Source organism: Methanothermobacter sp., assembly GCF_030055435.1.
Classification (GTDB): domain Archaea; phylum Methanobacteriota; class Methanobacteria; order Methanobacteriales; family Methanothermobacteraceae; genus Methanothermobacter.
This window is the reverse complement of the sequence record NZ_JASFYG010000002.1, coordinates 182,249-203,707: the sequence shown is the minus strand read 5'-3', so window position 1 is coordinate 203,707 and position 21,459 is coordinate 182,249. Positions and strand designations below refer to the sequence as shown.

Here is a 21,459-nt window from a genome sequence, read left to right as displayed (position 1 = left end):
TGGACCGGGACCCCCATGACAGACCTTAACATTGGATACGTGCTTCTGTGCGTATTCATTGGATTTTTAACATACCAGAGAGGTGCGCTTGATGTATGGGGATCCCTTTTCATGGTCATTATGGGCTTGCTCATAATATTATCTGCCGGTTTTAACTGGTTGATTCTAATTTTTATTTTTCTGGTTCTCGGCCTTCTTTCAACAAAATACAGGCATGAATACAAGAAATCCATTGGAGTTTTTGAGGGAACAAGAAGTGCCAAGAATGTTATATCCAATGGAATAGTGCCCTTTGTAATGGCTGCCTTTGGATACTATGATGGATTCTTCGGAGGGTTCATAGGATCCGTTGCAACGGCAACCGCTGATACCATGGCAAGTGAAATCGGTGTTCTGCAGACACCACGCCTCATAACAACACTCCAAAGGGTGGAACCTGGGACTGATGGAGGCATATCCGTTGCTGGAACCGCCGCAGGGATAGCTGGGGCTGGTATAATTGGTTTATCAGCGTTTATGCTTGGTGTATGTCCAGATCCATTTAAATCAATGAAAATAGCTGTGATTGCAGGTACTGTGGGGTGCTTCATGGACAGCCTTCTGGGGGCCGTCCTTGAGAGAAGAAAGTACCTCAACAATGAGCATGTGAACCTCCTTGCAACAGTAACAGGGGCATTTATAGGGATTTTATTAGCATAGAGATCCATAAATTTAGGAAGGTGGGTAAATCATGAAAGGGGTAATAATGATAATAGATGGAATGGCCGACCGCCCCATTGAAAGCCTCGGAGGTAAAACACCTCTTGAGGCCGCGAAAACCCCCAATATGGACAGGCTGGCCAGTTCAGGTATCAATGGTATAATGGATCCCATAAAACCCGGGATCCGTGCAGGAAGCGACACATCACACCTATCCATACTGGGATATGACCCCTACACTGTATACACCGGACGGGGTCCCTTCGAGGCTGCGGGCGTGGGGCTGGATGTGAGGCCAGGGGACATTGCATTCAGATGCAACTTTGCAACCGCAGACGATGACCTTGTGATAACCGACAGGAGGGCAGGAAGAATAAGATCAGGGACATCCCAGATAGCTGAGGCCATCAACTCAATGACCCTCGATGGATTTGAGGACGTTGAAATAATCTTCAGGGAGTCAACAGGCCACAGGGCCGTCCTGGTCCTCAGAGGTCCCGGGCTGGGTGATAATGTATCAGATGCAGACCCCAAAACTGAAGGAAAGCCCCCAAAGAAGGTGAAGGCCCTTGATGGATCCCCTGAATCACAGAAAACCGCCGATATACTTAACATACTTGTGAGGGAATCCTATGAAATCCTCAGGGACAATCCCGTGAACACCGAAAGAATCAAAAATGGAGAAGCGCCTGCAAATATAATACTGCCAAGAGGTGCGGGTGCTGTTCCTGACGTTGAAAAATTTGAGGACCGTTACGGTCTTAGAGCAGCCTGTATCGCTGAGACAGGTCTCATAAAGGGTATAGGGCACATCGCAGGAATGGATGTGATTGATGTTGAAGGGGCCACCGGGGGTACAGACACCGACCTGGAGAGTATAAAGAATGCGATAAAAGATGCCCTTGATGATGAATACGAGTTTCTGCTCATAAACATAGATGGTGCAGACGAGGCAGGACATGATGGGGACCTTGAGGGTAAGGTTGAGTTCATAGAGATGGTTGACTCCATCCTCGGTGACATTATACGCGATGACATCTACTTCATACTCACTGCGGACCATTCAACACCGGTATCCGTCAGGGACCACACAGGGGACCCTGTCCCCATCACAATAAACGGGCCAGAGGTCAGGGTTGATGATGTGAGTGTATTCGGTGAAAGGGCCGCGGCTGCTGGCGGTCTATGCAGGATAAAGGGATCTGACGTCATGGACATACTACTTGACCTCATGAACAGAAAAGAAAAATTCGGGGCTTAAAATGAAGCAGAAAAAGCGATTATTCGGGACATCTGGCATAAGGGGTCGCTTTGGGGAGAAGGTGACGCTTGAACTTGCGGTGGATGTTGGAAGGGCCCTTGCAACCCACCTAGGAGGGGGTAAGGTCGTTGTTGGCTATGACACGAGAACATCCAGCCAGCTCCTTGAAAGTGCCCTGATTGCAGGGATAATCGAGTGTGGCTGTGACGTCATCAGACTCGGAATGGTGCCAACACCCCTTGTTGGTTACGCCACTTCAAGGCTGGGTGCCGACGCCGGTGTAATGATAACAGCATCCCACAACCCCGCACCCTACAATGGCATAAAGCTCTGGAACCCAGATGGAATGGCCTACAGCCCATCACAGGAACGCATCATAGAATCAATCATTCATTCCAGAGAATTTAAGATGAGGGGATGGGATGGCCTCGGCTCAGTGAAGGAAGCTGACCTCAGGGATGACTATGCTGATGCCGTCGCTGGAATGGTCAATATAGAAAAACCCCTCAAGGTGGTAATTGACTGTGGCTGCGGTGCAGCCTCCCACCTATCACCGCTCATATTCAGGATGGCCGGCTGCAGTGTTGTGACCCTTAATTCCCAGCCTGATGGGTTTTTCCCTGGCCGTGACCCTGAACCTGTCCCTGAGAACCTCTCTGAGCTCATGGAGACTGTCAGATCAACGGGGGCTGATCTGGGGATAGCCCATGATGGCGACGCCGACAGGATGGTGGCGGTGGATGACAGGGGAAGGTTCGCAAGTTTCGATAAACTCCTGGCCCTCATGGCAAGGGAGATAGGGGGCAAGATCATCACAACTGTGGATGCATCCCTCTGTGTGGATGAATGCCTTGGAGACTGCGGTCAGGTCATAAGGACACGGGTGGGTGACGTTCATGTGGCAAACTCCATCGCAGAGGAGGGCGCTAATTTCGGAGGAGAACCATCAGGGACCTGGCTGCACCCCGACTTCTGCATGTGCCCCGATGGGATACTCTCAGCCCTCAGGGTGGCCGAGCTCATCTCACGGAAGGGCCCCCTCTCGATGCTCCTGGATGAGGTCCCATCCTACCCCAATATAAGGGATAAAATTCCATGCCCCGATGATAAGAAGGGGCCCGTAATGGAGAGGGTGGCCTCTGAACTCAGCCATGAGTTCACCGACGCTGCAGAGATCAATACTATAGACGGGGTTCGAATATCGATGAAGGATGGAAGCTGGGTTCTTGTAAGACCCTCAGGGACAGAACCCTATATAAGGATAACCCTTGAGGGTAAGACCGAGGAGGAGGCCCGTCAGATCCATGAGAAGACCCGTGCTTACCTTGAAAATATGATAGGGTGATGATATGGAGGCTGTTGTCCTAACTGCTGGTGAGGGTACAAGAATGCGGCCACTCACACTTACAAGGCCCAAGACCATGCTGCCGGTTGCAGGCAAACCCATGGTGGAGTACAGTGTAAATGCCCTAAGAGATAATGGTGTCAGTGAGATAATCATGATAACCGGTTACCGTGAGGAGGTGGTTAGGTCCCATTTCGGTGACGGATCCGAATTTGGGGTCAATATAAGCTACGTGAAACAGGATGAACGCCTTGGAACAGCCCATGCAATAGCTCAGGCCGAAGGTATGGTGAGTGACGAGTTCATAGTCCTAAATGGCGACGTTATAATTGATCCACAGCTTGTGGATGATCTGATATCCACCTACAGTGATATGAAACCCGAAACACTGATGGTTCTCCGTGAAGTTCCCGACCCCAGTTCCTTTGGGGCTGTCAAACTTGAAGGGGACCGTGTGCGGAATATAATCGAAAAACCATCCCCTGATGTTGATGCAGGTAACCTCATAAATACTGGCATATATGTGTTCAGTCCGGCTGTCTTTGATTACATAAAACAGACTCCCCTTTCCCCTCGGGGAGAGTATGAGATAACGGATACCATAATGATGCAAGTGAGGGATGACCTCCCAGTAAGGGCCATAGTATCAGAGAGGGAGTGGATAGATGTTGGAAGGCCATGGGAGCTCCTGGATGCCAGTGAAAAGCTCATGAATGGCCTTGAAGGAGCCATCCATGGAAAGGTGGAGGAGGGTGTGACCATCCACGGTCCGGTGGTGGTGGGTGATGGAAGCATTATAAGGTCGGGTACCTACATCCAGGGCCCTGTTTACATTGGTAGAGACTGCGACATTGGACCCAACTGTTACCTCCGTGCCCATACATGTATAGGGGACAATGTGAGCATCGGCAATGCTGTTGAGATCAAGAATTCCATCATAATGGATGGTACCAACGTCAACCATCTCAGCTATGTGGGTGACTCCGTCATAGGGGCAGAGTGCAACATAGCAGCCGGTACCAATATAGCCAATCTGCGTTTTGATGATGGTTCTGTGCATATGAGGGTTAAGGAGGAGTCGGTGGACACGGGTCGCAGGAAGCTTGGAGCAGTTTTCGGTGATGGTGTGAAGACCGGTATAAACTCAAGCTTCAATCCCGGTGTCAAGGTTGGGAAGGGTTCCCGTATCGGTGCCGGCTGCGTCATATACGAGGATGTGCCCTCTGATAAACTTGTTATACTCAAACAGGAGTACATTATAAGGGACTGATGGTGGTTCTACTGTGTCTTACCATGTATTTGAAGGCGCCAGAATAATCGGGGACGTGGAGATAGGTGATGGCTCATCTGTATGGTACAACGCTGTTTTGAGGGGTGACATAGAACCTATAAGGATCGGATACCGGTCCAATATCCAGGATAACTGTGTTGTCCATACAAGCAGCGGTTACCCGGTGAAGGTGGGAAACCATGTTTCTGTGGGTCACGCTGCGGTTCTCCATGGGTGCACCATACAGGATAATGTGCTGGTTGGCATGAATTCAACCATACTCAACGGGGCCCTCGTGGCTGAAAATTCAATTGTTGGTGCAGGTGCGGTTGTCACCTCAGGTAAAAGTTTCCCGCCTGGAAGTCTCATCGTGGGGGTACCCGCAAGGGCTGTTAGGGAGCTCAATGATGATGAGATAGAGTCCATAAGGGAGAATGCAGAGAGGTACTTCCACCTGGCGCAGGAATATGAAGACTGAAAACCAAGCAGACCTATAACTGTAAACATGGTTGAAGAGTGATTCTATGGTCAGAGTTCGTCCAGTAATTCATAAAATGGAGCCATATATACCTGGAAGATCCATAAAGGAAATAGCAGAGAATTATGGCCTTAAAGAGAGTGATATAATCAAGCTGGGGTCCAATGAGAACCCCCTAGGTCCATCGCCAGCCGCAGTGAAGGCGATGGAAGGGGAACTTCAATCCGCCCACAGGTACCCTGAATCAAACCTTGAAGATCTTTATGATGCTATAGCAGATTATGCAGGCGTAGATGGAGACCAGGTCATAGTGGGTGGTGACGGCGCAGATGAGATCATTGAGGTACTGGGTAAAACATTCATTGACCCTGGAGACGCCTTCGTTGTGCCGATGCCATCATACATGTACTATGAATACACCCTCCAGGCACATGATGCAAGGCCAGTTCATGCACGGTGGGATGTTGAGGAGAACCGCCTTGACCTTGAATCGGTCCTTGATGCGATTGATGACTCAACCCGCCTGGTCTTTCTCTGCACACCCAACAACCCCACAGGAGGTCTTATAGATAAGAAAGAGATAAAGGCTGTTGCAGAGTCCACAGACGCCCTTGTGGTTGTTGACGAAGCCTACTTCGAATTTGCAGGTGTCAGCAACGTGGACCTCTTATCTGACCATGAGAACATCTTTATAATGAGGACCTTCTCGAAGGTTATGGGTCTTGCAGGGATGAGGATAGGTTACGGCCTTGGAAGCCCCGAGGTTATAGAGTACATGCACCGGGTTAAACCCGTATTCAGTCTCACAAGGCTATCCCATGCAGCGGCCCTCGCAACCCTACAGGACAGGGGATACCTTGAAAAATCCGCAGAGTACTCCATAAGGAGCCGGGAATACCTGTATGAGAAACTTAAAAATTTTGAAAGCCTCAGAGTATTTGAATCATATGCAAACTACATCCTCATTGATGTGAGGGGTACTGGTAAAACCGCCGCTGAACTTGCAGAGGAGCTCCTCAGGAGAGGGATCATCGTGAGGGACTGTACCTCATTTTCAGGTCTCGATGAGTACTGGATAAGGGTGAGTGTTGGAACCCTTGAGGAGGATAAACGGTTCCTTGAGGTTCTCGCCGAGATCATTTCGTGATTTCAATGAAAATAGGTTCAATGGCAGTTTCAACCCTTGAATATCCACGTAAACTCTCCCTTGTGATATTCACGGGGGGTTGTAACTTCAGGTGCCCCTACTGCCATAACCCTGAACTCATAGACGGTGGTGTGGAAGCTGATCTCTCAGATATCCTGAAGGATATGGAAAAATACGCCGACTTTGTTGATGCCGTCGTGGTGAGTGGTGGCGAGCCCCTCCTCCAGGTGGACGATGTTGAGGTAGTACTGCGGCACGCGCGTTCCCTGGGGCTCCATACAAAACTTGACACCAATGGCTACTCCCCTGGGGCCCTCCGGAGGTTGCTGCCCTTGCTTGATTATGTTGCAGTGGATGTGAAGGCCCCCTTCCACCGTTACAGGGAACTAGCCGGTGCGAGATGTGATGGTGTTAGGGAGAGCCTCCGTCTTCTTGCAGGCTCAGATGTTACTGTTGAATGCCGTACAACCTTTGTGCCGGGCCTCATGGACGAGGAGGACCTTAAGATTATCGCAGAGTCCATAGACTGTGACATCTACGTTATCCAGCAGTTCAGGAACAGGGTGGTCCTGGATGAAAAATTGAAGGACCTTGAGCCCCCATCACCACGAATGCTCAGGGAACTTGCACTCAAGATCAAAAAATATTTCAGGAAGGTTAAGATACGCACCGAGGAATTCGGAGAGGAAGAAATTCAATAATCGGGGGGAGATACCAAATTGCCCATACTATCATTCAGCAGCAGGGACATTGACCTTGTAACAGGAAAAAGGACCATGACCATACGCCGTAAATGGAAAAGACCCCTCAAGGTAGGTGATCGCCTTCACTGTTACTGGAACCTTGTCTCCAAGGACCGTGAGAAGGTATTCGAGGCAGTGGTCACAGACGTTGAAACCGTCAGTTTCGGTGAGCTCAGGAAAAACGATGCGCTGGCAAGGGAGGATGGTTTCAGGGATGCCAGAGAACTGGAGGAAGAATTCAAAAGGATGTATCAGGGTGATGTGGATGATGAAACCGAATTCCAGGTTATAAGGTTCAGGAAGCTTCCGGTAGAGGAATGGGAGGGTAAAAAGATCGATGAAAAGGCCATGATAACCAGGAGGGCTGACATACTCTTTGATTCAGGAAAATTCAATAAGTCCCGCCTGTGTTACACTGCAGCCCTGCGAATCGACCCTGAAGATGTTTACGTGCTCAACAGACTGGCGGACAATCTCACAAGGCTTGGGAGATTCGATGAAGCCCTTGAAAACTACAGGAAAGCCATAAGAATAGATCCTGAAAATCCGTATATATGGAACAACATGGCCATAACCCTCCTTAATGCCGGTGACGTGGATAAGGCGCTTGAGGCAAGTTCAAGGGCGCTGAAGATAAGGCCCCATGACCCTGCCCTGCTTTACTGGAGGGGTGTTATGCTCGAGGTGGCTGAAAAACCTTTTGAAGCCCTTGAATTCTATGAGAAGGCAATTGAAAGGGACCCCCGGAATGCTGAATTATGGACCGCAAGGGGAAACCTGCTCTCAGAACTGGGAAGGACAGAGGATGCCCTTGAATCCTACAACAATGCCCTTGAACTGGTTCTTGAAGATGAACAGGACCCCAATCTCTGGAATCGCAAGGGCAACGCCCTTCTTGAGCTTGAAAGATTTGATGAGGCCGTTGAATGCTACAGAAGGGCCATTGAAATGGATCCAGAGAATGATGTCTACTGGACCAACCTTGGTGTTGCGCTGCTGGAACTTGAAAGATTTGAGGAGGCCCTGGACTCATTCAACAGGGCCCTCCAGTTAAACCCTGAAAATGAGGATGCGGAGATACTCCGGGAGGAGTGCCTTGAAAACCTCTAAGCATTTTCAAGTTTATCAATAGCTTCTCTCACAAGGGATATTCCCCATTCCGCCATTTTAGTGGCATTCTCCTGTGTATCAGACTCCGCAAAGCATCTGAATATTGGTTCCGTGCCCGAAGGCCTTATTATAACCCAACCATTATCCCTGAAGATTTTAACGCCATCAGTTGTATCTATATCTCTAACACCCGGTTCACTCTTCACCATTTCAGTCACCAGTTTCATGACATCCCCCTTGATTTCATCGGGACATTTTATCTTCTTTTTCTCGGAGTAATATGATGGCAGCTCTGATACAAGTTCAGAGAGGGGCCTTCCTTCATGTGCCATTATCTCAAGGATTTTTGCGGCTGTAAGGGCGGCATCCCTCCCATATACAAAGTCAGGAAATATCAAGCCACCATTCTCCTCGCCTCCAAAAAGGCCCCCTGTCTCTTTAAGTTTTCTGGCCACAAGGAGGTCCCCCACAGCGGTTGTTATCACCTCACCATTATTCTCCTCTGCCACGTCATATATTGCTGAGGATGTCGCAACTGTCGTAACTATTATTCCGCCAGCGTTCTCCTGAAGCATCCTCTTCTCAACAAGGGCGAAGGTCCTATCACCGAGGACAAACTGGCCCTTCTCATCTATACATATTGTTCTATCGGCGTCGCCATCATGGGCTATCCCCAGATCAGCCCCCGTTGATCTGACAGTCTCCATGAGCTCAGAGAGGTTCTCAGGGACAGGTTCAGGGTCACGGCCAGGGAAAAACCCATCAGGCTGGGAATTAAGGGTCACAACACTGCAGCCCAGTTTCCTGAGGATGTAGGGCATTGTGTAGGATCCGGCGCCGCAACCGCAGTCCACAACTACCCTGAAGTTTCTCTTTCTGATGGCCTCTGCATCAACCCTCTTTATAACCTCCTCCTGGTACTCATCTATTATGCCCTGGTTAACTGTTAGATGACCCATCTCATCCCATGAAGCCCTCTTAAATTTTTCCTGGAAGAATATATCCTCTATTTCCTCCTCCATATCATCCGGGATACCTATACCGTCAGCGTCAACGAATTTTATGCCATTGTACTCTGGGGGATTGTGGGAAGCGGTTACGATAACACCCCCCTCATAGTAATTCCTCACCGCATACTGGACCGCCGGTGTTGGCAGTATTCCCAGATCAACAACATCGCATCCACTTGATAGGAGGCCTGATATAACTGCATTTTTTATCATGACCGTGGATGTCCTTGTATCCCCTCCAACAGCGATTTTACCATCTACAATGGAACCATATGCCGCTGCAAGTTTAGATGCAAATTCAGGTGTTAAAACCTCATTTGCAAGTCTCCTAACACCAAATGTACCGAAAAGCCTTTTCATTTTTATAACCTCATGTATGATTATTGATTGCAAAGGAGCTCAATAGACTTCCACACATAAACTGCAAGATATTCTAAACTTCCACCCTATACACCACAAAGTCCCTATTTCTGTAGACCTTCCGTGAATACGGGGGTGTTTTTCTGTTTTTAGTGTCAAGAATTATATAACCTACCCTATCCATTCTGATGTCATCCTCTGTATACTCAAGGGTGACGGTGTATTTCCTGGCATCAATCGTGCCTCTAGATCCCGGGGCGTAGCCACCTGCAGATACCGGTTGCCCTGCAATAGAAACGATTAAAGGCTGAATATGGTAATCAGACACGACAACGGTTTTATGGTCCCCATTATATTTGAACCACTGGGCTACTTCCAGTTCAGATTCGGAAACCTCCGGCTTCACGGTGCTTGCAATTCCATAACCGCTGCACAGGGAGTAAACTGAGATGAAAAAAACCAGAACATAAACAGGCCACCTACTATCAGCCACCTTCATTGAATTGAATATGCTGGCCCCCATTGCTGCCGCAGGGAAGAGTGCGAAGTACAGTATCCTATCTGATAGGACCTTCAATCCCACAGTGTAACCGGCACTCAGAGCCAGGACAAATATGAACCAGCTTGCCATCAGGATATCACTCCTCTCCCTTCTTTTAAGTGCACAGATTAACCCTGTAAGTGCAAGCACTGTGAGCAACGCCCCTAAATGGTTCAGAGACCCCCCACTGGAAAGTGGATCTGCCGGTGGTGGCCTGAAGAAAAACCCATATTTAAGTAGAAGAGGCGCATACCAGATCATCGCCAGTATGAAACCTGTTAGGATAATCACCATGAGATTTCCAGGTTTTATGGAGTGCCTAAAGATTCTGGAAGCCAGAGTTGAGATTAAAACCACTGCAAGGGCCATTGAGGCGGATAAGAGGTGTGTTAACATCAGAATGCCAAAAATTAGGCCAGTGAAGACTGGATAAATTTTAGAATCATTTTCCATGGAAATGCAATAACCATAAACAAAAAAGGGCACAAATATCATGGCCAGGGATTCTGGAATGGGCATGATTATCCTTAAGAGGAATGGGCTTGAAATTGAAAGCATTCCGGTCAAAAATCCTGTCAGAGATCCGTAGAGCCTTCCTGCAATATAAGAAAATGACAGAATAATCATAAATGCCATCACAGGCTGTATGGATCTTGCCACAGTTAAAAAGCCAAGGCCAGTGATTTTAACAAGGAGAGTCAGCATTATATGGAAAAGGGGTGGATAACAGATTGGTCTCCCGTAAGGGGCACATGTAAGTGGATCCCAGAACACGATGCCCCTCTCCATATAAAGCATAGAGTTATGTGCGTGGTAATAGATATCCCATGTAAGGGGGGTGCTGTACTTCAGGGATGGTAAGAGTGGGAGGAGGAATGCAAAGATCGGAGGTAGAATGGTCAATATCACAGTGGCGTTCCTCTTGACAATCTCCATGGGTATCCCCGGTCTGCTCTTCATGGGTATAGAATGAGGTTTGTTATCATGGTTATTAAGGATATCCTCTCTGAAAACAGAAAATTTGTTAAGGAAGAAGGGCCTCTTCTGAACGCAAAACCAGCAAAGGGCCTCTGCATCATCACCTGTATGGACTCAAGGCTCACAGAATTCCTTGAGGAGGCCCTCGGGATAGGCAGGGGTGATGCAAAGATAATAAGGAATGCAGGAAACATCGTGGATGATGGTGCTTTGAGGTCAGCTGCAGTGGCCATATATGCCCTTGGTGTGCGGGAGATAATCATAGTGGGGCACACAGACTGTGGAATGACACGCCTTGATAGGGATCAGATAGTATCAGAGATGAGGAAACTTGGCGTTGAGGAGGATGTCATTGAAAATTTCAGCCTCAGCACACTTAACCCAATAGCCGATGAGGAGGAAAACGTGATCGAGGGTATCAGGAGGCTGCGGTCATCGCCACTTATACCTGAATCAGTAAAGGTCCATGGCCTTATAATTGACATAGCCACAGGTGAACTGAAACCATTACATATGGATGAGTGAACTAGCTCCCAAATGATTTTAACCTGATGGCCGCTGGTTTCTCAACAACTATCTCCAGTGCCCCGCGATACTCCTTAACCCTTCCGGTTACCTGGATCCTCATTCCACCTAAGATTTCAGGACTCAGTTCCATGGCCTCCGAGACGGATTTAAATGCCACAGCGGTTACTGTTCCTGTCCCATCATTTATTTTTAAAAGTAAAATCCCGGATTCGAGTTCATGAACCGCCTCCACTGTACCCTCAACTGTAATCTCCCTGTCCATCATGGACCTGTCCAGATCTGAAACTCTAACAATGGGGGGTGTGAGTGATGCTGATGATACTATCATTCCAATAAACCCCACTATTCCGATTAAAACCGATATGAGGAGCAGTGCCCTGTCATCCAGTATGAAACCCATGATATTATGTAATACGAATGGATATTTAAATATTACTGGGGTTTAGCATCAGGCCCTGAACATTGACTCTATACGGGAAACCGTATCAATGTCCTCAGGGCTCAGATCATCCCTTATGCGTTTTACAACAGGAAATCGAAGGGAGTAGCCGCTCTCATACTCAGGGCTGCGGACTATTTCACTGTAGGCCACCTCAAGTATTATTTCGGGCCTGACCCGCAGTTTCCTCCCCTTCCTCTCAATGGCAAGATTCTCCATCCTCTCTGAGAGTTCCTGGAGGGTTTCATCATCCAGTCCCGTTGCAACATGAGCCACCGTTACAAGCTCACCTGTATAATCATCCCTTGCAGCCAGAAGGTATGAACCAATGAGGTGGGCCCTTTTTCCGCGACCATAGGTACCGCCAACCACAATGAGGTCCAGTGTTTCGGGTTCGGCCTTGAATTTAAGCATCTTTTTACCCCTTATACCAGGTATATAGGGTGACTCTGTGTCCTTTATCATTATACCCTCATGACCCTCCCTTATTGATTCCCTGAAGAGCCACAGGGCTTTCTCAATATTATCTGGGCGCACATCAACCATCCGGCTCGCCTCAATCTCCCCTGGAATCTCCGAGATGATTGATTCAAGAACCCTCCTCCTCTCCCTAAGTGGTTCGTCGATAAGGGGCCTTCCATAATAGAGTACGTCGAAGAGGAAGAGGGAAAGGGGAACCTTCCTCCTCAATCGTTCTATATCATACTTTCTCCTGACCCGCTGGAGTATGTACTGGAATGAAGCGGGTCTGCCCTCAATTGTGACGATGATCTCACCCTCAACTATGTAGTCTTCATCCGGGAGCGCCTTTTCAACGCCATCAAGGATGTCAGGGACCGCCGCAGTTATGTTTTCAAGTCTCCGTGTGAAAATGGATACCTCGTCTCCCTTTCTGTGTATCTGGACCCTTATACCATCATACTTTGTCTCACAGAATGCCCTTCCAAGTTCCCCTATCGCAGATTCTATGCTCTCAGCAAGCTGTGCAAGCATTGGCTTTACAGGCCTTCCAGGTTCAAGGTTCAGCTTCTCAAGGCCCGAATTACCCTCCTCCATTGCAACGACGGCCACCATACCCAGGTCATTGGTGAGCATGTGGGCCCTCTCAACAAGTGAGGGGTCGGCTCCTGAGGCCCTGGAGATGGCATCCCTTATGATACCCTCTGCAACCCCCACCCGGAGTTCCTCAAGGACCGTCCTGGTGATGTAACGTGCCTCAAGGGGTTTTGCCTGGGATAGTACCTCAACGAGTATTCCTATCTTTCTTGCCTGGGCCCTTTCACCTGTTACAGATGTCAGTGAGCGCAGTTTATCATAAACAAATTCAACCGTGAGTGGTTGCGAAAAGAAGGTTGTCTGGGTTTTCTTTGAGAAGAGTTTCTCACTTGCGAGTCCTATATCACCCTCTTCCCTTATTGCATCTTCTATTTCATCAACCGAAACCCCCACGACTGTTGATATTGCCCTCATGAGAAGTTTGATGCCAACCCCGAGTTCCTCCTCACTCCAGATTGGGAAAACCCTTCCAAGCATGAGGAGGGTCACCACAGGTAAAAGGTCCCTTTCAACGCTGCTGAAGAGCTCTGCAAGGATATCTGTCTTTTCTAGGCGCTTTGTTGTTGATTCCAGTTCTCTGTAGACCTCTGCAAGTTCAATATAGAGCAATCTATCCAACTCCATCGTCTGTAAAGTGTCTGAAGAGGCTCCATGCCCATCCAATTGCCTCATCATCCCTTGAAAAGAGGAACCGTGATGGATCATAGAGGCCATCTGATAGGAAAAGAGATAGGGCCATTGAACCCTCCGTTATTATGAGGCTGAACTTAAGCTTCGCTGGTATGGAATGAATACCAGCATTCTGAGGCAAATCAGTTCCAATGGAGGCTATAAGGTCCTCTGAAAGTATTATCTCAACCTCCGTCCCTGACCTCAGGAGATCCTCATAGAAGGGGTGATATACCCCAGATAGGACCCAGACCCTCTCTGAATTCAGGGAGTTCTTTGCAATCACCTCATATGGTTCCATGAGGTTCTCTGGCTTTGATTCGAGAATAGTGGCCCCTGCGAGTGCTTCTATGCTGGATAGTAGGTGATCCGGTATTGATGACAGGTCATGGTCAAGGAAGAATTCTGACAGATCTTTAAGAGCAAGGAGTGACCCTATGATACCCTGAACTTTAAGGGATATTATCCTCCCCGTTACCGAAAGTTCATACTTGCGGTTGGTCCTTGAGACCAATCTTTTCTCTTCAAGCTGATATATAGCATGTAAAATCGTTGATGAACTCGATCTTATGACTGACCTCATCTCTGATAGCTCCATGGGACCATTCATGAGGGCGAGGAGGATTTTCAGTCTCACCTCAGAGCCAAAAATGAACCTGACATCCTCTTTGACTTCGCTGTACCCTTCCAGCAAGGATTCACCTCATCATCTTCTATTCAAGGAAGACATCAAATTTTCCGCTGACACCACATATGGGGCATGGTTCGGGTGGTGCCTTCCTTGCGCATAGATAACCGCACACACGACACCGGAGTACCGGGATCTTAAGGCCAAATTTTCCAATCAAATATTTTTCCATATTTCTTCTCTCAGGGATTGATTTAAACTCCACATCCTCATCCGCAACGTAGAGGCCGCAGTAGCATGTTCCATACTCTTCAAGATCATAGTCCCTGTAATCACAGGGGCATACTATATCGCTGTCCTCCTCTGGATTACCAGATGCAAGCCGGCAGGGGCAGGAATCATATCCATACCTCTCACGGTTTGTGAGGATCCCCCGCAGGAGTTCCATGACAAATTCCCTGTCAGGGTTGATTTTATAGCCTGATCTCTCTGCAGATTCCCTGATCTCTCTGTAGAGTGCTTCAAGTTCATCAGCCATGATGATCCCCTACCTGATGGCTGATTTTATTGAGATTGAATCGAATCCCACAATAACATCCTCATCATCTATCACAAGTGTGGGGAATGAGAGGGATGGGTTCCACTTTCGAAGTTCCTCGAGGGCTTTTTCTCGTTCATCACCCTGGAGAAGGTCGACGTATATGTAATCATAGGCCACCCCAAGATCTTCCAGCAATTCACGGGTTTTTTTGCACCAGCCACATGTGCTCAGGGCAAAAAGCCGGATCTTTGCCTTTTTGGTGCCGTTGACATGTTCAAATTTCATTTGACCACCACTGTAATTTCTGTTACTGAACCATATTAACTGTTGGGAATAGAACCGGCACAGTAGATGCAACTGTTGCCGTCCCCTCCTCAGACCGGGGGTGCCACAGACATTCCAGAGCCCCTATTCATAAGTGCTTCAATCACCTCTGAGGATCCTCAGGGCGCAGTATTCCCCGCACATGGTGCACATCTCTGAATCATCGATGGGGCACTGCATCCTGTATTCTGCGGGTTTTCTTGAGTCGAATGCCATTTCAAACTGTCTATTCCAGTCAAAGGATTTCCTTGCATTTGCCATTTCAAGTTCAGACTTCCATGCCCCTGGCAATTTGCTGGCGGCGTCCGCGGCCTGTGCAGCTATCCTGGAAGCCACCACCCCCTCAATAACATCCTCAACGCCTGGTATGGCGAGGTGTTCCGCGGGTGTTACATAGCAGAGGAAGTCAGCCCCATTCATTGCCGCGACTGCACCACCGATGGCCGCGCTTATATGGTCATACCCGGGGGCCATGTCTGTGACTATAGGGCCAAGGACATAGAACGGTGCGCCATCACAGACAGACTTCTCTATCTTCATGTTTGCTGCGATCTGGTCTAGTGGCATGTGGCCAGGACCCTCAACCATGCACTGGACATCTGCATCACGGGCCCTTGATACAAGATCCGCAAGGGTTAGCAGTTCCTGGATCTGTGGTATATCCGATGCATCTGCAAGGCAGCCGGGTCTAAGACCATCCCCAAGGCTCAGTGTTATATCGTATTCATATGCCAGTTCAAGGAGGTAGTCATAGTTGCTGTAGAGGGGGTTTTCTTCCTGGTTGTGGATTATCCAAGCCGCAAGGAATGCTCCTCCCCTACTCACTATACCCATTATCCTGTCTGATCGCTGGACCCTCTCAACTGTCTCAAGGGTTATCCCGGAGTGCACTGTCATGAAGTCAACGCCATCCCTGGCCTGGTTCTCTATTGTCCTGAACATGTCATCCTCATCCATGTCCACAACGGATCCACTGGATTCAAAGGCCTTAACACCAGCCTCATAGATGGGTACTGTTCCAACGGGTACGTCTACAGCTTCCAGTATAGACCTTCTGACTTCCCGGAGCATTGTACCGGTACTTAGGTCCATGACCGCATCTGCACCATATTCTACGGCGGTCATTGCCTTTTCAACTTCAAGATCAATGTCCTCCATCTTTGAGGATGAACCAATATTTGCATTTATCTTCGTTGAAAGGCCATCCCCTATGCCGCATGGTGATGAACTTCTATTAACATTGGATGGTATGACAGCCCTGCCATCTGCAATGCTTTTTATGAGAATCTGAATATCAATGTTCTCCTTCCGGGCTACCTCCTCCATTTCGGGGGTTATATTGCCCTTTTTTGCATCTTCCATCTGAGTCACTTTGATCCCTCAATCTTAATATATGGACATCAATAAAAATAATTTCATGATTAGGAAGCTCCGTGCAAGGGACATAATGCTGCGGGATGTTATTGTGGCTAATCCAGAGGATCTTGTGGCTGCTGCCAACCTCAAGATGGTCCGTGCAAATGTCGGTGGTGTACCCGTTGTGGAGGACGGCAGGCTTGTTGGGCTTATAACACACAGAGATATTCTTCTTGCCGGTGGTGAGGCCCTGAAACTGCGGGTGAAGGATATCATGAGCAAGGACCTTGTTGTTGTCCATGAGGATACGCCAATAAGCAGGATAAGCAGGATAATGGCAGATACAGGCTATCAGAGATTGCCTGTTGTGAAAAATGATAGACTCGTGGGCCTTATAACTCAGAGCTGCATCATAAAGGCTGTTGCAGACCACCTTTAGAGTTATACAAGTGGTTCAGGTGACACTGGATTTTTTTCTGGATTTTTATTACCCGCAGCTCCTATTCTTTCCATTCTGAGTTCAATGAATCTCTTACCCTTTTTTGTGCATGCGTATATGGGTATTGAGGAGCCAACTTTAAGAAGAGCTCTTCTATCCGCTATCCTCCTTATGTATTTTGATGCGCATGATGTTACAACATCACATGTATTGATTATCTTCTCTGCGCCCCTGTAATCTATTCCTGTGAGGTGAACTGCAAAGAGGTATATTTCTTCATCCCGAATTTTCCTTAACTGCTCTGCCTCATCTGGATCCTTAACTGTGACTGCAACTCTTCGGTAGCCCATTTCGAGTGCCCTTTCAACGCCCTTAACCTGGTCTATTGTTGCCTTATGAGTGTCAAGAACATTTTCAGGACCAATTTTTTCTATAACATTCTTTTTGGGGGATGTGCTAATGAAACCTGATATCCTCCCACCTATACCCTGTGCAAGTTCCGGTTCTGTTACAATGACTGTTCCTGCTCCATCGCAGACCATCACGGCCGCTTCCACCTCCCCCTCAGCAAGGAGCGTTGAGATAATCTCTGAGATACCAAATGATAGAAAATCCCTCATCCTTAATTCACGGTTGGCTGTGCACATGCCAAAATCCTTGATGCGGAATTCAATATTCTGGCGGACCGCCTCGGGTGTGATCTTTTCAATGCCACGATACCTGTGAAAGAGGGGGCAGTAGTGGATGAGTGGCTTAGATACATGGACCACCTTACCGTCCCTCACTGTAACCCTGGTTTTGCCCAGGGCCTCTATTACATGTTCATCCACAGAGAACACCTCAACGCTGGGGATATGGAAATCCATCGGCGGGATCAGGTTTCAGGATCAGTGAAGCATCTGACCTAAGAAGCGCATTTACAGTTGCACTGAATGAGCATAGTGTTCCTATACCACATGCAACCCTCTCATCACCAGATATGATATCCACAGTTATATAATCTTCCATTCTTACATTTTCCCTTACACCTGCCCTGCCCATTCTGTGGAGGATCCTGTTACCCAGTGCCCCCATGGATCTGCCAAGCCAGAAATGTTTGAGTGGGCAGAGGTCACAGTAATTCCTGAAGAGCCTGTTCCACTTACTGCTCCCAAATCCTGCATCGATTTCAGCCCTTATGGTAGCATATGCTATGCAGCACCCCCAGTTCCTTCCAATAACCCTTCCATTCTCAATAAGATAGGAGTGGACCCTTCTACCCCTCCATTCAAGTCTTCCTGTGATCCCCCTCTCGTACTTCTCCATTCCGGTGTTACGGGACCTTAGTGAGGCAAGTTCTTTTCTGATTGACCCAATCCTTGAAGCTGCTATGTTGATTGCGCAGACCGGGCAGAACCCTGATGCCGCAGATATAATTTCTTCACCACTCTTAGAATAGAGAACAACCTTTATACCTGCCCCCTCCCTTTTAACCTCCACGGAACCCCCCTCTGACCATACCCTGGAGATGACCCTGGATGCTGTGTTAACAACCCTTCCATACCCTGCCATTTCTGCAACGCGCTTCTGGTCCATTTTATCTGTAAGAAATGGTTTCAGGACATCTGCAAGGTCATCATCAATAAAACCAGCATTTATCTGTGCATCGAGAACTGCCGGGGCCCATGTTATGTCCGACCCCTCTCCAGCCAACTCTCCAGAGGAATCCAGTATACGTGCCCTGACGCCCTCAGGGTACTCTGAGGTTTCAACGATGAATCCCTCCTCTGAGAGATGCCTGAGTACCAGGTGACAGGCACCACATGCACCCTCTGAAAGATCAAGACCCCTGATCTGCATGGCCCTCCCCCACTGCAAGTGACTGATTGTATTTATGTTACCACCCAGTAATAATGGTTGCATCTTGGGGGCTTTCATGCATCCTAGGTGTTTAACAGAAAAGTTTAAATGAGATGAAAACTGATTTTTTATAAGCTACGCCGGGGTGGCTCAGCTGGTTAGAGCGCACGGCTCATAGGGTATTAAGCAGTGCTCTGACTTTTTCCTGGGATACCGTGAGGTCGCGGGTTCGAATCCCGCCCCCGGCATCCTGAAACCATTTTTTCCTATTATACATGCATGATCACCTCTTTATGGTAGCAATACATCACCAGTAATTTACAGACTCCAGTCAATTTTGCTATTCAGTGTCCCTAGGGCCACATCACAGTCATTTATCGAATCCACTTAATCCCCTATTCTTATGCGGTAAGCCACATCCACCCGCTTCAATGCAGTGCAGGTCATGATGTGATCTTTAAACCTGTAAAAATCATTAATATTAATTCAGTGACATACATATACTGCGATAGGATTTAAAGAGGGTTGGAATGCCTAGAAGATATGAGGGTATGGCGTACTGGGAGATGGTCAGCCGGCAGATGGGCCTCATTTCAAAGGCCGAACAGTTAAGGCTAAGGAATTCAACTGTTTCTGTAATTGGATGTGGGGGTATAGGGGGGGCTGCAGTTGAGATGCTTGCAAGGATGGGTGTAGGCAGGATTCGGATAATAGACAGCGACGTATTTGATGTCTCAAACATCAACAGACAGCTCATGAGTAGCTTCAGCGCCCTCAAGCTCCCCAAGGTTGAAGTTGCAGCAGAACGCATCAGGAAAGTGAACCCCTTCGCTGATGTTGAGGTATTTCATGAGTGTTTCACAGAAAAAAATGCCTCAACCATAATTGATGGGAGTGACGCCGTGGTGGACGCCCTTGATAACATAACCTCAAGGGTCATGGCGGCAAGAAGATGCAGCAAGGAGGACATACCATTCGTACATGGAGCCATACACGGATCCATGGGCCAGGTGAGCGTCTTCACATCCGATTCCCCCTCCTATGAGGAACTTTTCAATCTACCATCTGCGGGTCTTGAACTTACAGGGGATGTTAAGGCTAAGCTTAAAGAGCTATCCTCTGAAACTCCGCCGGTCATAGGGCCTGTGGCCAATGTTACCGGGTGTTTGCAGGCGGCTGAGGTTTTTAAACTGATAACCGGTAAGGGCGATTTAATAGTCGCGCCGAGGATTCTGAAATTTGATCTGCTCCTTGGCGAACCATTCAAAATTGTCGAACTGTAATGACCAAAAAATATATAAACCAGTAGAAGGAAAGTTACTTCCGGTGACAGTTAAGCTCATGCCACGGAGGCATAACCCATGTCAGATAAGATTGGAAGAATAATAGCTAAAATGGATGAATGCGGAGTAAAATTCGTCCGCCTTCAGTTTGTGGACATACACGGAAAACCAAAAAACATGGCAATACCCCTGGTAAGGCCAGACCAGATAGAGGACATAATAAAGGACGGTCTCCTCTTTGATGGGTCATCAATTGAGGGATTCGTCGACATAAACGAAAGTGACCTGGTCCTCAAGCCGGACCCTGACACCTTCTCAACACTTCCATGGAGACCAGAGGAAAAGGGTGTCTGCAGATTCATCTGTGACGTATACTGGCCAGAAGGAAAACCATTCGAGGGAGACCCAAGATACGTCCTGAAAAAAGCCCTTGACAAATACGCCCACCTAGGCTACGAATACAACGTTGGACCGGAACCCGAATTCTTCATCCTGGACCAGGATGAGGATGGGAACATAATACCCCACGACTGCGGCGCATACTTCGATGTGGAACCAGTGGACCAGGGTACAGACTTCAGAAGAAAACTCGTGATGGACCTTGAGGCCCTTAACTTCGATGTTGAGGTAAGCCACCACGAGGTCGCCCCTGGGCAGCATGAGATAGACTTCAAATTTGACAAGGCACTTAAAACAGCAGACGCCGTCATAACCTTCAAGCAGGCAATAAAGGCCATAGTGGACAAGATGGGGTACATGGTAACCTTCATGCCAAAACCATTCTTCGGTGAAAACGGTAGCGGTATGCACTGCCACCAGTCACTCTTCAAGGACGGTGAAAACGTATTCTACGACCCTGACACCGAGACACAGCTATCAGAGGAGGCAATGTACTTCATAGGAGGGCTCCTCAAGCATGCCCCTGCACTATCAGCTGTGTGTGCACCTACAGTCAACTCCTACAAGAGGCTCGTACCTGGCTATGAGGCCCCTGTGTACATCGCATACGGTCTCAAAAACAGGTCAACCCTTGTGAGGATCCCTGCATCCCGTGGTAAGGGGACACGTGTGGAACTAAGGATGCCTGACCCCTCATGCAACCCGTACCTTGCATTTGCAGCCATGCTGGAAGCGGGTATGAACGGTATACAGAACAGGATTGACCCCGGCGAACCAACTGAAATCGATGTATTCGAAAAATCCATGGATGAGCTCAAGGAAATGGGAATCAAAACCCTCCCATCAAGTCTCTGGGAAGCATACCATGCCCTTGAGGAGGACGACGTCATCAAGGGAGCCCTTGGAGACCATGTCTATGAGAAGTTCATGGAGATAAAGCACAAGGAATGGGACGACTACCGGGTGAGGGTCTTCAAGTACGAACTTGAAAAATACCTGGACATCTAACCCTCCTT

Annotated in this window: 23 protein-coding genes and 1 tRNA gene; 14 read left to right on the top strand and 10 right to left on the bottom strand. The window is 48.3% G+C overall.

Annotated features, from left to right (window positions below; genetic code table 11):
- The first annotated feature begins 15 nt into the window (after positions 1 to 15).
- Genes QFX30_RS02805 through QFX30_RS02770 form a run of 8 tightly spaced genes read left to right on the top strand, consistent with a single transcriptional unit; the run spans position 16 to position 8,053 of the window.
- Positions 16 to 699, top strand: coding sequence for a TIGR00297 family protein (locus tag QFX30_RS02805; protein ID WP_300487924.1), 684 nt, complete (start codon positions 16 to 18; stop codon positions 697 to 699).
- A gap of 31 nt (positions 700 to 730) precedes the next feature.
- Positions 731 to 1,960, top strand: a complete 1,230-nt coding sequence (locus QFX30_RS02800) for a 2,3-bisphosphoglycerate-independent phosphoglycerate mutase (RefSeq protein ID WP_300487921.1) — start codon at positions 731 to 733, stop codon at positions 1,958 to 1,960.
- A 1-nt stretch (position 1,961) separates the two neighbouring features.
- Positions 1,962 to 3,305: a phosphoglucosamine mutase gene (gene glmM, locus QFX30_RS02795; RefSeq protein WP_300487918.1), complete on the top strand. Its 1,344-nt coding sequence runs from the start codon at positions 1,962 to 1,964 to the stop codon at positions 3,303 to 3,305.
- A gap of 4 nt (positions 3,306 to 3,309) precedes the next feature.
- On the top strand, positions 3,310 to 4,575 hold the full coding sequence (gene glmU, locus QFX30_RS02790; RefSeq protein ID WP_300487917.1) for a bifunctional sugar-1-phosphate nucleotidylyltransferase/acetyltransferase: 1,266 nt from the start codon (positions 3,310 to 3,312) through the stop codon (positions 4,573 to 4,575).
- 13 nt (positions 4,576 to 4,588) lie between these two features.
- Positions 4,589 to 5,053, top strand: a complete 465-nt coding sequence (locus QFX30_RS02785) for a gamma carbonic anhydrase family protein (protein WP_300487914.1) — start codon at positions 4,589 to 4,591, stop codon at positions 5,051 to 5,053.
- Between the two features lie 46 nt (positions 5,054 to 5,099).
- Entirely contained in the window at positions 5,100 to 6,200 is a 1,101-nt protein-coding gene (gene hisC, locus QFX30_RS02780) for a histidinol-phosphate transaminase (RefSeq protein ID WP_300487910.1), read from the top strand.
- Positions 6,201 to 6,205: 5 nt separating this feature from the next.
- Entirely contained in the window at positions 6,206 to 6,901 is a 696-nt protein-coding gene (locus tag QFX30_RS02775) for an anaerobic ribonucleoside-triphosphate reductase activating protein (RefSeq protein ID WP_300488242.1), read from the top strand.
- 18 nt (positions 6,902 to 6,919) lie between these two features.
- Positions 6,920 to 8,053 (top strand): tetratricopeptide repeat protein, encoded by a 1,134-nt coding sequence (locus QFX30_RS02770; RefSeq protein WP_300487908.1) that lies wholly within the window; start codon positions 6,920 to 6,922, stop codon positions 8,051 to 8,053.
- On the opposite strand, the gene glmM (QFX30_RS02765) is transcribed toward QFX30_RS02770, so the two are convergent.
- Together glmM (QFX30_RS02765) and QFX30_RS09060 are read right to left on the bottom strand one after the other, a co-directional pair.
- The gene (gene glmM, locus QFX30_RS02765; RefSeq protein WP_300487906.1) at positions 8,050 to 9,456 is read right to left on the bottom strand and encodes a phosphoglucosamine mutase; all 1,407 of its coding nucleotides are present in this window, start codon (positions 9,454 to 9,456) and stop codon (positions 8,050 to 8,052) included. The genes QFX30_RS02770 and glmM (QFX30_RS02765) overlap by 4 nt on opposite strands.
- A gap of 40 nt (positions 9,457 to 9,496) precedes the next feature.
- Positions 9,497 to 10,258, bottom strand: a complete 762-nt coding sequence (locus tag QFX30_RS09060) for a hypothetical protein (protein ID WP_367186124.1) — start codon at positions 10,256 to 10,258, stop codon at positions 9,497 to 9,499.
- Positions 10,259 to 10,802: 544 nt separating this feature from the next.
- Between QFX30_RS09060 and QFX30_RS02755 the strand changes: the two genes are divergently transcribed.
- Both QFX30_RS02755 and QFX30_RS02750 read left to right on the top strand, forming a co-directional pair.
- Entirely contained in the window at positions 10,803 to 10,937 is a 135-nt protein-coding gene (locus QFX30_RS02755) for a hypothetical protein (RefSeq protein ID WP_300487900.1), read from the top strand.
- Between the two features lie 11 nt (positions 10,938 to 10,948).
- Entirely contained in the window at positions 10,949 to 11,467 is a 519-nt protein-coding gene (locus QFX30_RS02750; protein ID WP_300487897.1) for a carbonic anhydrase, read from the top strand.
- A gap of 1 nt (position 11,468) precedes the next feature.
- Here the strand turns inward: QFX30_RS02750 and QFX30_RS02745 are convergent, their stop codons facing one another.
- From QFX30_RS02745 to thiC, 6 genes are all read right to left on the bottom strand, one after another.
- Positions 11,469 to 11,870, bottom strand: a complete 402-nt coding sequence (locus tag QFX30_RS02745) for an exodeoxyribonuclease VII large subunit (protein WP_300487894.1) — start codon at positions 11,868 to 11,870, stop codon at positions 11,469 to 11,471.
- Positions 11,871 to 11,918: 48 nt separating this feature from the next.
- Complete coding sequence (locus tag QFX30_RS02740) at positions 11,919 to 13,574, bottom strand: ATP-dependent DNA ligase (RefSeq protein WP_300487891.1); 1,656 nt, start codon at positions 13,572 to 13,574, stop codon at positions 11,919 to 11,921.
- Between the two features lies 1 nt (position 13,575).
- Positions 13,576 to 14,328, bottom strand: coding sequence for a winged helix-turn-helix domain-containing protein (locus QFX30_RS02735; RefSeq protein WP_300487889.1), 753 nt, complete (start codon positions 14,326 to 14,328; stop codon positions 13,576 to 13,578).
- A gap of 19 nt (positions 14,329 to 14,347) precedes the next feature.
- Positions 14,348 to 14,800: a ferredoxin-thioredoxin reductase catalytic domain-containing protein gene (locus QFX30_RS02730; RefSeq protein WP_300487886.1), complete on the bottom strand. Its 453-nt coding sequence runs from the start codon at positions 14,798 to 14,800 to the stop codon at positions 14,348 to 14,350.
- Between the two features lie 9 nt (positions 14,801 to 14,809).
- The gene (locus QFX30_RS02725) at positions 14,810 to 15,088 is read right to left on the bottom strand and encodes a glutaredoxin family protein (RefSeq protein ID WP_300487882.1); all 279 of its coding nucleotides are present in this window, start codon (positions 15,086 to 15,088) and stop codon (positions 14,810 to 14,812) included.
- Positions 15,089 to 15,226: 138 nt separating this feature from the next.
- Positions 15,227 to 16,498: a phosphomethylpyrimidine synthase gene (gene thiC, locus QFX30_RS02720; protein ID WP_300487880.1), complete on the bottom strand. Its 1,272-nt coding sequence runs from the start codon at positions 16,496 to 16,498 to the stop codon at positions 15,227 to 15,229.
- A 46-nt stretch (positions 16,499 to 16,544) separates the two neighbouring features.
- Between thiC and QFX30_RS02715 the strand changes: the two genes are divergently transcribed.
- Positions 16,545 to 16,922, top strand: coding sequence for a CBS domain-containing protein (locus tag QFX30_RS02715; protein WP_300487878.1), 378 nt, complete (start codon positions 16,545 to 16,547; stop codon positions 16,920 to 16,922).
- 2 nt (positions 16,923 to 16,924) lie between these two features.
- Here QFX30_RS02715 and QFX30_RS02710 read toward each other — a convergent pair whose 3' ends face one another.
- The gene (locus QFX30_RS02710) at positions 16,925 to 17,752 is read right to left on the bottom strand and encodes a methanogenesis marker 8 protein (protein ID WP_300487875.1); all 828 of its coding nucleotides are present in this window, start codon (positions 17,750 to 17,752) and stop codon (positions 16,925 to 16,927) included.
- Positions 17,753 to 17,762: 10 nt separating this feature from the next.
- Positions 17,763 to 18,761: a hypothetical protein gene (locus QFX30_RS02705; RefSeq protein ID WP_300487872.1), complete on the bottom strand. Its 999-nt coding sequence runs from the start codon at positions 18,759 to 18,761 to the stop codon at positions 17,763 to 17,765.
- A 139-nt stretch (positions 18,762 to 18,900) separates the two neighbouring features.
- Here QFX30_RS02705 and QFX30_RS02700 point away from each other — a divergent pair.
- From QFX30_RS02700 to glnA, 3 genes are all read left to right on the top strand, one after another.
- Positions 18,901 to 19,009: transfer RNA gene (locus QFX30_RS02700), tRNA-Met, on the top strand.
- Positions 19,010 to 19,291: 282 nt separating this feature from the next.
- Positions 19,292 to 20,044, top strand: coding sequence for a HesA/MoeB/ThiF family protein (locus QFX30_RS02695; protein ID WP_300487869.1), 753 nt, complete (start codon positions 19,292 to 19,294; stop codon positions 20,042 to 20,044).
- A gap of 78 nt (positions 20,045 to 20,122) precedes the next feature.
- Entirely contained in the window at positions 20,123 to 21,451 is a 1,329-nt protein-coding gene (gene glnA, locus QFX30_RS02690; RefSeq protein ID WP_300487866.1) for a type I glutamate--ammonia ligase, read from the top strand.
- Positions 21,452 to 21,459 lie beyond the last annotated feature (8 nt).